We start from the raw sequence: 13,535 nt of genomic DNA on the forward strand, positions 1-13,535 counted from the left end.
CTCCCTTCGCGGTATCATAGAGGCCATGTGATGCGCTATGGCATCTGTAAGAATATAGGCTATGAGGGAAGAGATGAAATTTCTGGTAACGGGTGCAGCTGGTTTTATCGGTGCAAATGTCAGTAAACGCCTCCTTGAGGCCGGTCATCAGGTTGTCGGTATTGATAACCTTAATGAATACTACGATGTCAACCTGAAGCTGGCACGCCTGGAACTGTTAAAATCTGAGAGTTTCACCTTTCACAAGCTGGACTTAGCTGACCGGGAAGGTATGGTCACGCTTTTCGCCAGTGAGAAGTTTGATCGTGTGATTCATCTTGCCGCGCAGGCTGGCGTACGCTACTCCCTTGAAAACCCACATGTGTATGCTGATGCCAACATTATTGGTCATCTCAACGTGCTGGAAGGCTGCCGCCATAACAACGTTCAGCATCTGCTTTATGCCTCATCCAGCTCCGTATATGGCCTCAACCGCAAGATGCCCTTCTCGACTGACGATTCCGTGGATCACCCGGTTTCGCTTTATGCCGCGACCAAAAAAGCCAATGAGCTGATGTCGCACACCTATTCGCATCTCTACAACCTGCCGACAACTGGGCTGCGCTTCTTTACCGTATACGGTCCGTGGGGACGCCCTGACATGGCACTGTTTAAGTTTACCAAGGCGATGATTGAAGGCAAAAGCATCGATGTCTATAACTACGGTAAGATGAAGCGCGACTTCACGTACATTGATGATATCGCTGAAGCCATTATTCGCCTTCAGGATGTTATTCCTCGGTCAGACCCAAACTGGACCGTTGAGGCCGGCTCACCTGCGACCAGCTCAGCGCCTTATCGGGTTTATAACATCGGCAACAGTTCACCAGTAGAGCTGATGGACTACATCACCGCTCTGGAAGAGGCCCTGGGTAAAAAAGCGGAAAAAAATATGATGCCACTCCAGGCCGGGGATGTTCTGGAAACCAGCGCCGATACCCAGCCACTTTATGACGCGATCGGATTTAAACCGCAAACCTCGGTTAAAGATGGGGTGAAGAACTTTGTAGACTGGTACAAACGTTTCTATAAAATTTGAATACATTCAATATGTCTACGCAAAAAGGAACTGCTATGTCTATTCCAGTAATTCACCAGACAGATCTTATCGTAGGTCGCTCTGTTAAACTTCGAAATGTAAAAATCGATGACGCAGCTTTCATTGTTGCGCTGAGAACGAATGAGAAAAAGGGTCGATTTATAAGCACGACCTCTGATGATACTAAGGCACAAGAAAAATGGATCGAAGGTTATCTGAAAAGTGAGGGTCAAGCCTACTTTATCATTACCGATCTCGAAGATATACCTTTTGGTACGGTAAGAATTTATGATCAGCAACAAGATTCTTTCTGCTGGGGATCATGGGTCATTCATGAGGATGCACCTTCACATTTCGCAATTGAGTCGGCGCTTTTAGTCTACTACTACGCGTTGAAATTAGGTTTTACCCGCGCCCACTTCGATGTCCGTAAAGGTAATCTTTCTGTCATTAGGTTCCACGAGCGTTTCGGTGCTGTTCGTCAAAAAGAAACAGAAGATGATATTCTTTTCACTATTTCGAAAGACAGTATTCAGGACTCAATGAATAAATTTAAGAAATACCTTCCTCAGCATATTTTAATTAAATAAAAGACATTTTCCTCAATTAACATCAAATATAAAAAAGGACAGACCATTACGGTCTGTCCTTTTAAAGAACATTTTTTATTAATCACTACCAAACAGATCGCGGGTATACACTTTATCCGCCACGTCAGCCAACTCTTCCGCCATGCGGTTTGAAATGATGACATCGGCTTCTTTCTTAAATGCGTCCAGATCGCGGATCACCCGTGAATTGAAGAACTGATCCTCCGGCATGGCTGGCTCATAGATAACAACCTCAACCCCTTTCGCCTTAATGCGCTTCATGATCCCCTGAATAGAAGAAGCGCGGAAGTTATCGGAGCCACTCTTCATGATCAGACGGTATACGCCGACGACTTTCGGTTGACGCGCAAGGATGGAATCGGAGATAAAATCTTTACGTGTACGGTTAGCATCAACAATCGCCGATATCAGGTTGTTTGGCACAGCCTGGTAGTTTGCCAGCAGTTGCTTGGTGTCTTTTGGCAGACAGTAGCCACCGTAGCCAAATGAAGGATTGTTGTAGTGATTACCAATGCGCGGATCGAGACACACCCCTTCAATAATCTGACGGGTGTTCAGTCCAAGACTCTCTGCGTAACTGTCGAGCTCATTGAAATAAGCCACTCGCATTGCCAGATAGGTATTCGCGAAGAGCTTAATCGCCTCAGCTTCAGTGGAGTCGGTAAACAACACCTGAATATCTTTCTTAAGCGCCCCTTCCTGAAGCAGCGCGGCAAAGCGCTCAGCACGCTCAGAGCGTTCGCCAATAACAATACGCGAAGGATGCAGGTTATCGTAAAGTGCTCTCCCCTCGCGCAGGAACTCCGGCGAGAAGAAGATGTTATCAATCCCAAACTTCTCTTTGATGGATTTAGTGAAACCAACAGGAATCGTTGACTTAATGACCATCACCGCACGAGGGTTGATCGCGATAACGTCTTTGATCACCGCTTCGACGGTTGAGGTGTTGAAGTAGTTGGTTTTGGGATCGTAGTCAGTAGGCGTCGCAATGATGACGTAATCCGCATCGCGATATGCATCTTCTTTGTCAGTCGTGGCGCGGAAATTCAGCGGCTTATTGCTGAGATAGTCCTGGATTTCTTTATCGACAATCGGCGATTTTTTCTGATTGAGCATGTCCACTTTGGCCTGCACGATATCCAGTGCAACCACTTCGTGGTTTTGAGCAATCAGAATGCCGTTAGAGAGACCGACATACCCTGTTCCGGAAATTGTTATTTTCATTCGCTAATGACTTCTATGAGTTAATTGTACTGATGGTCACCTGACCATCGCGATAAACATAACTGTTGGGCTTTGTACCTCCTGGCAAACAGAACTGTCAAGGCAAACCAGGAGTAATCACTTCGAGTGGGATGAGATTCAGACTACTTCGAATATAAGGCAGCAGTTTTTGCATAAAAAAACCCGGAGACGAGCTCCGGGTTGCGATGACAGCGAGTGCGTTAACTCATTCCATCCACTCGGTATGGAATACGCCTTCTTTATCAGTGCGCTTGTAGGTATGCGCGCCAAAGTAGTCACGCTGGGCCTGAATCAGGTTAGCAGGCAGAACGGCCGCACGGTAGCTGTCGTAGTAGGCTACTGCAGCAGAGAAGGTTGGAACCGGAATACCGTTCTGAACAGCGTAGGCAACCACGTCACGCAGCGCCTGCTGGTATTCGTCCGCAATCTTCTTGAAGTACGGTGCCAGAAGCAGGTTGGCGATACCGGCATTTTCAGCATAGGCATCGGTGATTTTCTGCAGGAACTGGGCACGAATGATACAGCCCGCACGGAAGATCTTCGCAATCTCACCGTAATTCAGGTCCCAGTTGTTCTCGTCTGATGCCGCACGCAGCTGAGAGAAGCCCTGCGCGTAAGAAACGATTTTACCCAGGTAAAGTGCACGACGCACTTTTTCAACGAATTCTGCTTTATCGCCTGCTGGTTTAGCCTGTGGGCCAGACAGCACTTTAGACGCCGCGACGCGCTGCTCTTTCAGGGAAGAAATGTAACGCGCGAAGACAGATTCGGTGATCAGAGACAGCGGTTCGCCCAGATCCAGAGAGCTCTGGCTGGTCCATTTACCGGTACCTTTGTTCGCTGCTTCATCCAGAATCACATCAACCAGGTATTTACCCTCTTCATCTTTTTTCGTGAAGATATCTTTGGTGATGTCAATCAGGTAGCTGTTAAGCTCGCCTTTGTTCCACTCGGTAAAGGTTTCAGCCAGCTCTTCGTTAGAGAGGTTCAGACCGCCTTTCAGCAGGGAATAAGCTTCAGCGATCAGCTGCATGTCGCCGTATTCGATACCGTTGTGCACCATTTTCACATAGTGACCTGCACCGTCCGCACCGATATAGGTTACGCAAGGCTCACCATCTTCAGCCACGGCTGCGATTTTGGTCAGGATAGGTGCAACCAGTTCGTATGCGTCTTTCTGGCCGCCAGGCATGATGGATGGGCCTTTCAGCGCGCCCTCTTCACCACCGGAAACACCGGTACCGATGAAGTTGAAGCCTTCTGCGGACAGTTCACGGTTACGACGAATGGTGTCCTGGAAGAAGGTGTTACCGCCATCAATGATGATGTCACCTTTTTCGAGGTAAGGCTTCAGGGAGTCAATCGCTGCATCGGTACCTGCGCCCGCTTTCACCATTAACAGGATACGACGAGGCGTTTCCAGAGACTCAACGAACTCTTTCACCGTATAGAAAGGAACCAGTTTCTTGCCTGGATTCTCGGCAATCACTTCTTCGGTCTTATCACGGGAGCGGTTGAAAACGGAGACGGTATAACCACGGCTTTCGATGTTGAGCGCCAGGTTGCGCCCCATCACTGCCATACCGACAACGCCGATCTGTTGCTTGGACATTACATACTCCTGTCAGGTGTGAATAGTTGTAATTTCTAAATATGAGATATGGTGATTATACAGTTAAGATGTGAGTTTGGGAACAAAGTATAGCGATGACACTAAACCCTTATTTTTTGTATCTGAATTTTAACCATCGATTTCGCAGTGCTTTATTAACAGGAACCTCGAATAATTTAAATATAATAACAGATCCTAAAACAGACAAAATAAATGCAGTTAAAGCCGTCAACATTATAGCTAAGATATCATCAGCATGATTGTCATTTGTTATTTTAAAAATAACCCTTATGACAATTAAATGAATCATATAAAAAGAGAATGATGCCTCTCCTAAAAGAACAAAACAACGATGCGATAATAATTTAGAAATGACCCCGCCGTCATAAGAAAAAACAAACACCATAAATGCCATTGCGGGTATAAATAGCAAATCATAGCGTAAATTCATATCAGAAATAAAATTAGTAGAAAGATACAACGTCAACCCTAACAAAATAACTGATAATATCTCCATGAAACTAAACATACTTTCAGACAATACAGGCATTTTTGAAACATGCATGCGACATAAAAGCATACCAATAATGAATCCATTAATTCTAAAGAAAGGGTTTATGTAGAACAGCCAGTGATCAGATACTAGGTCTTGTGGGTGAATCAAGAAATAAAATTGAAGCACTAGTATCATTGCTAACAAAATTAGTAAAAAACGAGTTTTTAACACTACTAAAAACACAAAGCTACAATAAAAGAAAAGTTCGCAAGAAAGACTCCAACTCACTGGATTAAATGAAAAATAAACATCTTCCAATGGAATAAATGCATGCAGCAAAAAAAAGTTAAAAATAAGAGCAATGATGTGCAAAAAGTCAAAATTAGAGAAATGGCTAAAAACAAAAAAAGAAAACAACAATGTTAACCAATGGACAGGAAATATCCTAACGACTCTAAAGAAAATAAAATCCTTAGAATCAAAATACCCATCCGCTTTATGTTTCCTGAAGCTATACGATATTATAAAACCGGACAATATGTAAAAAAAAGTAACTCCAGCATAGCCAGAAAAAAAATATCTTGCGAAAGATTTTATTATTGGATTGTCAACTGAATTAAGAACGCCTAGATGATGCAGAAATACGCCAACTGCTGCAAAAAAACGTAGTGATGTTAAACTAAAGATATGTTTATTTAACATTAAAAAATAACCTATGAATTTTCATTGCTTCCGCATGACTGAATATATTTTTCTAAATAGGGTTATTGGCAACAATCTTGGAAGAGAGCGCAACAACAAGATGCACGAAGCGGATAAAAAATTTTGAAAACCAAGTTTATGTTTAAGTCTCGCCAGTATTAACTCGCTGTGGATATAAGACAAACCACGACGACGGTTTAACATAGCATTTCCAGTTCTTGCGTAGACTAATATATCAGCTATATTACCTACAGTTTTCCCTTTTGATAAAACTCTTAGCCATAAATTATAGTCCTCCATAAAATGGTGATGCATATAACCACCAACGCTCATAATTTCATCTTTTTTGAACATAACCGTCATATGATTAAAGGGGTTTTTTAAAACTGCATATTTCAAAATATCCACATGCGTTTCAGGTACTTTTCGAACGCCGGTAGAAATATTAATGTCGTTTTCAAATTCGCTGATTGCCCCTCCTAAAATACAAAGTTCAGGGGATTCACTAAACTTTCTTATCTGAAGCTCAAAGCGATTTGGCACACAAATATCATCGGTATCCATTCTCGCAATTAGAGCATGATTACAACTCTTCATTCCAATATTAAGCGCATTGCCTAAACCAACATTATTTGGTAGTGGAACAATATGTAGTGGTAAAATCTCCGCCCACTTATTTATGACGGAGTGTAATTGTTCGTTTATCGGCCCATCCAGCACTACAATAATTTCGTTAGCTTGATAGGTTTGATTAAAAAGACTTTCAAAGCATTGCTCCAAATTACCAGGGGTCTCTTTAGTATATAAGGACATTAGAACACTAAAATCGATCATTTCTTTATTAAATCCCTATAGCAAGCACGGTATTTTGATGCAACGACTGACATGTCATAATTTTGACTAACCATATTATATAAAGACGAAATCAATTCTTCATTGCAAGTATCCATGGAGTTAACTACTTTAACGAAATCTGAAACAGTACCATCAAAGAAACAGATATTGTCATTTTCCAGGAGTTCTCTATAAACTGGCAAATCACGACATATAATTGGAAGCTTAGCAATTATGGCTTCAAATAAACTTAGCCCAAAGGATTCACTTGAACTTGGCATTGCATAAATATCAAATGTCTTAAGATAAGGGAGTGGGTTTGCTCTAAACCCAGTAAATATGCAACGATCATAAACCTTCAAACTAATGGCTAGATCTATTAACTCTTTTTCCCTGGCACCACCGCCGACAAAAATAGCGGCATGATTCGGTAAAAAAGGTAGGGCATGGACGATGGTATCCAGATGCTTCCCTGATGTAATAATAGAAGTTGAACCAATAATTTTCAGATTTCGTTTTACTAAAGAGGCGGCGGCTTCAATATATTCATCTTCAAGAACTGAGCTTTCCTCAATTTTACTTTCAACTGCTAACACATCGATTCCACTGCTAACAATATAAACATCTCCATTTGAAAAAGAACTGTAATAATTTTTCGCTATCGATGTGAATACAAATTTATTAGGGATAAATGAGAGAACAAGCTTCCATAAAAAGACAGATATTCTTGCTTTCATTGGTTTATATCTTGAAAATATATCCTCTTTAAGAAAGTTATGCATTGTTGTTACAAATGCTGCTCTAACTCCAGAGCAGCGCAGCAATACAAGTAATAAATCAGGGAAAAAACCATGGCTGTGAACAATATCGAACCCACGAAATTTATTAATGGTACCTAAAGAAAAATCCACCCTATTTTTCTTTATCCCAACAAAATTGAGTTTGTTCTTTGTGTTTTCACGCAAATAAAATATTTCTACATAACAACCCTGTGCTGTAAGCAGCTTGCACAAAGCTTCCACTTGAATCCCAGGACCACTTTTTGCAAGGCTAGGTAATATCATTGCTATTTTCATAGGTATCATTACTTATCCGATATGAGCTCGCTTGTCACCAGAGCATTTTTGAAATAGGTTTCATATACTAATGAATCATAGTTGACATCATTTAATACAAACGGGATGAAATTAAATGTTAAGTTATCAAAGGAAATAGGAGCTATATCGTTTTTGAAATATGAAGCCATACTAAACAAGCTATAAAACAAAACCAACACAAACTTCAACACAACTTTCCTACCTATCTGAAAATATTTAAAGTAGTTATTAATCGCGACATCATAAAATAAAAATATAATAAAAAAAGTCGACATTCGTGACATGAAAGGTATAAAAATACCGACCAAGAAGACCAAGCCTCCAAAGAAAAGCTGTCTTTTTAAGAATACAACTGAATAATCTCCAGTATATTTTAGCTCTCCAATGTTTTTAAATTGATATAATAAGTAAATAATTGAGAAAATAAGAGAAGGCCCAACATGTAATGTTAAATCTGTGATTTCACGATAAACTTTAATCTTGAGAAAAATAACAGGCAGTAACTGCACACCTATATTCACCAGAGAGTCACTGGTCAGCAACAGCAAAAGAAAGGAGGCTATAGAGAGAGAAATAAATATAAAAGCTTTAGAATTCTTTATGCTCGCCAAAAGAAATGCACATCCGACAATAACTGCTGATGCATGAAATGCTATTGCAAGCAAAAGATAGAAATTAGACTTTTTTTTGTTTAAATTTAATCTAGTAGTTAATGCACATAGTGCTAATATTGCGGAAACAAACTGTCTTAACTGCTCTAAAATTAATGTATTACCAAAACAAATAATAAGCAATAGTAAAAAAAATGGTAAATTACAGTCTTTATTATCAAGGACAAACTTAGTAAGTATAGCAAATGACAACAGGAAAAACAGGAGCGTTGTGATGCCAAAGTTATAATGAGACAAGAATGACAAGCATGAATACAATAAATAAAATCCAGGCTCAAACCATGCAGTTCCTTCACGAGTGAAAAAGTTTACATAATAATTTACCCAATCTTCTCCATTAAGGTAAAAAGCTGTGTAAGCCACGCCCAATAAAAAAACCAAAGAATAAGCGACTATTCTTTTTAAAGAAGCCTTAAAGTTTGGCCAAAGTAATGACAAGAACAGAAGCGGCATACATTGCGATAAAATAAACATTATTTACATAACCTATTATATAAAGATATATACCATTGAAAAAGATCAATATATTTCAAGAACCTCAATCTTTTATTGGAATTAGCTATGATCTGAATTAAGTTATGAACATAAGGAGCTTTGTATCTTTTTCTTACTGAAACATTAAACTTTAATAAATCTTTTTTTAATAACTCGCTGATGCCCGAAGACGTTACCTGGTTTTGATGAATACGATACTTTACAGTTATTACTGAACAATATGAAATACATTCATTATTCGAAAATAATTTATACCAAAGAGGTAAATCTTCTAGCAAGTAATAACTTTCATCATACCCATGATACTTGTCAAATGTTTCTCTGGATATCATTACCCCTGGAGCAACATTTGAAAAACCAAGTAAGAAGAGCCAGTCTGAGTATTTAGAATTTTGTTCCGACTTATTCTTTATTAAATTCCATGTAAAGGAATATGGGAAAACTTCAGTTGAAACATTTTCTCCAAATGTTTCAAATCGGGAAAACACAATACCGGTATTACTTTTTCTTGAAGCCATTAGATCTTCAATTGCTGTAGCTTCTAACAGATCATCTGCACCTAAAAACTTAATCCAGCTACCAGATGAAGCCATCGCACCTCTATTACAATTAGCAGGTATCCCAGCTCGTAGTTCACTAGTGATCACTTTAAATTTAACTTGTGAATTATTTTTTTCATTCCATTGTTTACAACAATTGACAGTATTATCTGCCGAGTTATCATCAGAAACTATAATTTCAATGTTAGAATAAGTCTGTTTTAAACAACTATCTAGCGTTTCTTCAATAAAATCAGCAGAATTATATGTCACTATTACGATAGACACCATTTCTTCATGGTTTAACATTTCGAAATCCATATATAGCCTTAAGTACCATAAACTTGAAGAGAGACCAAGTTAGTAATTTTTTATTATGCTTAGTAATTTCTATTATATTTTTAAGCTTAACTTTCTGAATTAAACTGGAAACCGCCAGGTCCCATTCACTTTTATTATTTATTTTTTTTCGCCAGAGGGACCTTTTTATTGTTAAATTAGTAGCAACTCTGATCATATACAAATGAACGGCAGGAATTAACAAGCTTAATGATGGAGTATCGGTGATGATGTCTGCTAATCGTTGAGCTGTAAATGCCATTTTAAACAAATTTCTATTAACTCTTCTGGTTGTTGAAAGTGTGTTTTCTGCATAATAATACTTCCCTTCAGATAGAGTAATTTTTCGGGCATTTAACATAGCCATCCGAGCTATTAACTCATCATCATTGACATTATTAGCTAAACCTCCAGCAATATTTTTGATTGCATTATAGCCAGCCAGAATCGTCTCTTTCCGATATATACCAAACGCATGAATACCCCATAACGAAATTGTATTCTCGAATGCAGTATATCCAGAAATCGGCCAATTTTGAATTGTGTAGTTAAAACGTGTGGGCTCCTTTTGAGTAGAACACACATAATAATCAAATAAAGCCAGATCAATTTCTTTATTGTTCTCAAATTCGGCCAATGCTTTTTTTATAGAAAATTGATCAAGTTTGTCATCGCAATCACAAAAAACAATAAAATTACTTTCGGAGTTATTAATCCCTACAAGGCGCGCCTCTGCAGCACCTCCATTTTTTTTGCTAATAACCCTGATATTTTTATTATTACGTATAAAAGAGTCATTAGAGATGATCTCAAATGTTTTATCAGTAGAACCATCATCAATGAGTACGAACTGTATTTGAGGGTCATATATTTCACACAGCATGTTTAGAAAAGCATTAATATTTCGCTCTTCATTATATACTGGTGTTATGACTGAACATTTATATGGATATTCTTGACTCATGCTATATCACTAACCTTTTGTAGCCTCTTAATATGAGCAATATATATAAGTATAGAAACTATTAAATAACCTAAATAGGTTATACAGTATGCAATGCTTACCCCAGTAAATGAGAAATACTTTGTTAACCCCCACGTTAATAAGGGAAATAAGATTGAAAATGTGATCTCCAGTATAGCATTAATCTTAAAATATCCCTTAGCTAATAACACTGTTGCAAATAACCAACTTGTTATTCTGAAAACATCACCCAAATTCTGAAATAAGAACAATTGTTTTGCTGCAATAAATTCCGAACTGAATAATATCTTCAATATATATTCTTTACCCCAAAATATACTCATAGCAAACATGCAGGCAAAGGGAATAACAATGAGACTGCCTGTTTTTAAAACAGAAATATGTTCTTTAACTGTCTTGGCGGCTGCTGTTTTGGGGAAATAATATACAGTTAGTGCGGTTGTCAGGACTGCCAGGTAAGCTTCAGATAACTTCGATACAGACTGCCAATAGCCAGCATATTCTGCTGAAAAATCTTTGGTTAAAATAGTCCTCACTAGAATGAGAGATACAGGGCCGGTCAGTGCGCCAATTATGCCCATGAAAAAATAATTTCTCATTTCAGATATATGAGACGAGGTGGTTTTACCAACCCAGAAATGATATTTGAACCAATCGCATTTCATGACTACAAATACAAGCCATAGGCCTGCAATTGCATTATTCAATGCCGCAGCAATCAATGCTCCCTTTAACCCAAAAAGATATACCAATAACATCATAGAGATGGCAGAAAAAACAACAGCACATCCATTAGCAACAAAAAACCTATAATGGTCTCCAAGACCATTGAGCACACCCAAGAATATATTATTTATAACATTTAGCGGTACAACAATCAAAGCAAGTATGACTATCCAATAATAAGCTTTCGTTGAAAATAAAAGCATTGATATATTACTTGATAGAATGCACCCCAGGCAAATGATAAACAGGCATGCTACTACAGAGAGCTTTAAGGCAGCTCTCCAGTAGTATTTTGCACTTTCATAATCATTTTTATTTTCTGCGGAATATCTGTTTATCCCCTGAGAAACCTGCGAGGATACAAAACCATTTATGAACGTCACCAGATTTTGTAATTGCCCTAATCCCGCAATCCCCACTGGACCTGTATATATTGCAACAACTTTTGATATCGCGAAACCGCATAATAGTCGCAGAAGTGTCAATATTCCGCTAAAAATAGTTACTTTTGCAAAATTCAAATTTGCCATCCATTTATTTTTTGAATGACAAAGTCGACCTCATCATCGGTCATAACTGGCGAAATTGGCAAAGAGAGTACGGAATTATGCAACATTTCTGAGACAGGTAAGGATAAATCTGAAATTTCTGAGTAAGCCTTTTGATGATGAGGAGGTATCGGATAGTGTACAAGGGTTTGTATTCCCTGATCATTCAAATAGTTAACAAGACTATCCCTATTTACTGTTTTAATAACATATAAATGCCATACGTGTGAAACATCATTGTCAGGATGAACTGGAAGAGTAATATTTTCGTTAATAATATTCTCTTGATATTTCTTAGCTATATCTCTTCTGCGTTTATTTTCATTATCTAAATTTGGTAATTTGACGCTTAAAAGCGCTGCCTGTAATTCATCCAGTCGACTATTTACCCCTTTATAGAGATTTTGATATTTTACATGTGAGCCATAATTACGAAGAGCTTTTAGTGTATCTGCTAAGCCATCATCACTCGTTGTGATCGCACCAGCATCACCCAGAGCACCTAAATTTTTCCCCGGGTAGAAACTAAACGCACCTGCATCCCCCCAACTGCCTGCCTTGATTTTAAACTGCTCAGCTCCTTGTGATTGCGCACAATCCTCAAGAACTAATATATTGTTTGCAGCAGCATATTCCTGTATTTCTTTCATCGGTGAAATCTGACCGTAAAGATGAACAGGAAGGATCACTTTTGTTTTTGTCGTAACAGCTGCTTTTATATTTTCTAGAGATAAGTTAAAAGTATTTACATCAGGTTCTACAAGTATTGGAGTTAAATTATTTTCAGATATTGCAAGAATAGAAGCAATATATGTATTAGATGGTACGATAACCTCGTCACCTTCTTGCAATTTACCCATTTCTTTCCAGGCGCGTAAAACCAACACCAGGGCTTCTAAGCCGTTCGCTACACCAATACAGTGTTTAACACCACAGTAATTAGCAAATTCAGACTCAAACTTTTGGAGATGATTTCCCATTACATACCATCCCGAATCTAACACAGATTCGAATGCACTCATTAACTCCGCATGATAAACCTGATTTATTTTTTGAAGATCAAGAAATTTAATCATTTAATAACACACCCTATAATTTGTACTGTATATCAAAAAGTAAATTTTTTTAATGTTGGCTTTTCACTAACCCTAGTCGTTTTAATTTTTGAGGTCAGTGATCGCTTTGAAAGAAGCATAGTCTCGAATATAATCACTTTCATCATAATAATCATCGGCCAGAACCATTAAGACACAATCGTCGCTGAAATCATACATTTCATGCCAAACCATGGGTTCGATTATTAATCCAACCGTCGGTGAATCCAAAAGCACATGCTCAACTTGTTTTCCATCATCAAGCAAGAACTTACAAGATCCCTTAACAGGAACAGCTATTTGCGTTAGTTTTTTATGGGCATGAAAGCCTCTTCTGACGCCTGGTGTCGTATCAAACATGTAGTAGACCCGCTTGATATCAAGCGGTATGTCTTTTTCTTGCTCAATAACTACCAATGCACCCCTGTCATCACCTTTTTTGTTTAGCTGAATCAAATTCATT

Annotated in this window: 13 protein-coding genes; 2 read left to right on the forward strand and 11 right to left on the reverse strand. The window is 38.5% G+C overall.

The window, feature by feature from the left end:
• Positions 1-73: 73 nt before the first annotated feature.
• Together ACMGG5_RS21505 and ACMGG5_RS21510 are read left to right on the forward strand one after the other, a co-directional pair.
• A complete protein-coding gene (locus tag ACMGG5_RS21505) occupies positions 74-1,078 on the forward strand; it encodes an NAD-dependent epimerase (protein WP_090419638.1) in 1,005 nt (334 codons plus the stop codon).
• 35 nt (positions 1,079-1,113) lie between these two features.
• A complete protein-coding gene (locus ACMGG5_RS21510) occupies positions 1,114-1,668 on the forward strand; it encodes a GNAT family N-acetyltransferase (protein WP_061714810.1) in 555 nt (184 codons plus the stop codon).
• Positions 1,669-1,746: 78 nt separating this feature from the next.
• On the opposite strand, the gene ugd is transcribed toward ACMGG5_RS21510, so the two are convergent.
• The 11 genes from ugd to ACMGG5_RS21565 form a co-directional block, all read right to left on the reverse strand.
• On the reverse strand, positions 1,747-2,913 hold the full coding sequence (gene ugd, locus ACMGG5_RS21515; RefSeq protein ID WP_061714809.1) for a UDP-glucose 6-dehydrogenase: 1,167 nt from the start codon (positions 2,911-2,913) through the stop codon (positions 1,747-1,749).
• A 226-nt stretch (positions 2,914-3,139) separates the two neighbouring features.
• Positions 3,140-4,546 carry an NADP-dependent phosphogluconate dehydrogenase gene (gene gndA / locus ACMGG5_RS21520; protein ID WP_024908082.1) on the reverse strand — a complete coding sequence of 469 codons (1,407 nt, stop codon included), beginning with the start codon at positions 4,544-4,546 and terminating at the stop codon, positions 3,140-3,142.
• 109 nt (positions 4,547-4,655) lie between these two features.
• Positions 4,656-5,744 carry an acyltransferase family protein gene (locus tag ACMGG5_RS21525; RefSeq protein ID WP_061714808.1) on the reverse strand — a complete coding sequence of 363 codons (1,089 nt, stop codon included), beginning with the start codon at positions 5,742-5,744 and terminating at the stop codon, positions 4,656-4,658.
• Positions 5,745-5,765: 21 nt separating this feature from the next.
• Positions 5,766-6,578 (reverse strand): glycosyltransferase, encoded by an 813-nt coding sequence (locus ACMGG5_RS21530; RefSeq protein WP_061714807.1) that lies wholly within the window; start codon positions 6,576-6,578, stop codon positions 5,766-5,768.
• The gene (locus tag ACMGG5_RS21535) at positions 6,575-7,654 is read right to left on the reverse strand and encodes a glycosyltransferase family 4 protein (protein ID WP_196761049.1); all 1,080 of its coding nucleotides are present in this window, start codon (positions 7,652-7,654) and stop codon (positions 6,575-6,577) included. The genes ACMGG5_RS21530 and ACMGG5_RS21535 overlap by 4 nt, the downstream gene beginning before the upstream one ends.
• 8 nt (positions 7,655-7,662) lie before the next feature.
• Complete coding sequence (locus ACMGG5_RS21540; RefSeq protein ID WP_073961499.1) at positions 7,663-8,820, reverse strand: EpsG family protein; 1,158 nt, start codon at positions 8,818-8,820, stop codon at positions 7,663-7,665.
• Complete coding sequence (locus tag ACMGG5_RS21545) at positions 8,820-9,689, reverse strand: glycosyltransferase (protein WP_073961498.1); 870 nt, start codon at positions 9,687-9,689, stop codon at positions 8,820-8,822. The genes ACMGG5_RS21540 and ACMGG5_RS21545 overlap by 1 nt, the downstream gene beginning before the upstream one ends.
• Positions 9,676-10,683, reverse strand: a complete 1,008-nt coding sequence (locus ACMGG5_RS21550; protein ID WP_090419629.1) for a glycosyltransferase family A protein — start codon at positions 10,681-10,683, stop codon at positions 9,676-9,678. Before ACMGG5_RS21550 ends, ACMGG5_RS21545 begins: the two co-directional genes overlap by 14 nt.
• Positions 10,680-11,960: an O-antigen translocase gene (locus tag ACMGG5_RS21555; protein ID WP_073961496.1), complete on the reverse strand. Its 1,281-nt coding sequence runs from the start codon at positions 11,958-11,960 to the stop codon at positions 10,680-10,682. Before ACMGG5_RS21555 ends, ACMGG5_RS21550 begins: the two co-directional genes overlap by 4 nt.
• Positions 11,948-13,054: a DegT/DnrJ/EryC1/StrS family aminotransferase gene (locus ACMGG5_RS21560; protein ID WP_061714803.1), complete on the reverse strand. Its 1,107-nt coding sequence runs from the start codon at positions 13,052-13,054 to the stop codon at positions 11,948-11,950. The genes ACMGG5_RS21555 and ACMGG5_RS21560 overlap by 13 nt, the downstream gene beginning before the upstream one ends.
• Before the next feature lie 81 nt (positions 13,055-13,135).
• Complete coding sequence (locus ACMGG5_RS21565) at positions 13,136-13,534, reverse strand: sugar 3,4-ketoisomerase (RefSeq protein ID WP_061714802.1); 399 nt, start codon at positions 13,532-13,534, stop codon at positions 13,136-13,138.
• Position 13,535: the final 1 nt, after the last annotated feature.

Source organism: Enterobacter sp. BNK-34, from assembly GCF_048684445.1.
GTDB lineage: Bacteria > Pseudomonadota > Gammaproteobacteria > Enterobacterales > Enterobacteriaceae > Enterobacter > Enterobacter pseudoroggenkampii.

What these genes read in the sequence shown, in the direction of transcription:
- ACMGG5_RS21530 (WP_061714807.1), bottom strand. Translation starts at nt 6,578, where the DNA reads ATGATCGATTTTAGTGTTCTAATGTCCTTATATACTAAAGAGACCCCT.
- ACMGG5_RS21510 (WP_061714810.1), top strand. Translation starts at nt 1,114, where the DNA reads ATGTCTATTCCAGTAATTCACCAGACAGATCTTATCGTAGGTCGCTCT.
- ACMGG5_RS21535 (WP_196761049.1), bottom strand. Translation starts at nt 7,654, where the DNA reads ATGAAAATAGCAATGATATTACCTAGCCTTGCAAAAAGTGGTCCTGGG.
- ugd (WP_061714809.1), bottom strand. Translation starts at nt 2,913, where the DNA reads ATGAAAATAACAATTTCCGGAACAGGGTATGTCGGTCTCTCTAACGGC.
- ACMGG5_RS21525 (WP_061714808.1), bottom strand. Translation starts at nt 5,744, where the DNA reads ATGTTAAATAAACATATCTTTAGTTTAACATCACTACGTTTTTTTGCA.
- ACMGG5_RS21555 (WP_073961496.1), bottom strand. Translation starts at nt 11,960, where the DNA reads ATGGCAAATTTGAATTTTGCAAAAGTAACTATTTTTAGCGGAATATTG.
- ACMGG5_RS21565 (WP_061714802.1), bottom strand. Translation starts at nt 13,534, where the DNA reads ATGAATTTGATTCAGCTAAACAAAAAAGGTGATGACAGGGGTGCATTG.
- ACMGG5_RS21550 (WP_090419629.1), bottom strand. Translation starts at nt 10,683, where the DNA reads ATGAGTCAAGAATATCCATATAAATGTTCAGTCATAACACCAGTATAT.
- ACMGG5_RS21505 (WP_090419638.1), top strand. Translation starts at nt 74, where the DNA reads ATGAAATTTCTGGTAACGGGTGCAGCTGGTTTTATCGGTGCAAATGTC.
- ACMGG5_RS21545 (WP_073961498.1), bottom strand. Translation starts at nt 9,689, where the DNA reads ATGTTAAACCATGAAGAAATGGTGTCTATCGTAATAGTGACATATAAT.
- ACMGG5_RS21540 (WP_073961499.1), bottom strand. Translation starts at nt 8,820, where the DNA reads ATGTTTATTTTATCGCAATGTATGCCGCTTCTGTTCTTGTCATTACTT.
- ACMGG5_RS21560 (WP_061714803.1), bottom strand. Translation starts at nt 13,054, where the DNA reads ATGATTAAATTTCTTGATCTTCAAAAAATAAATCAGGTTTATCATGCG.
- gndA (WP_024908082.1), bottom strand. Translation starts at nt 4,546, where the DNA reads ATGTCCAAGCAACAGATCGGCGTTGTCGGTATGGCAGTGATGGGGCGC.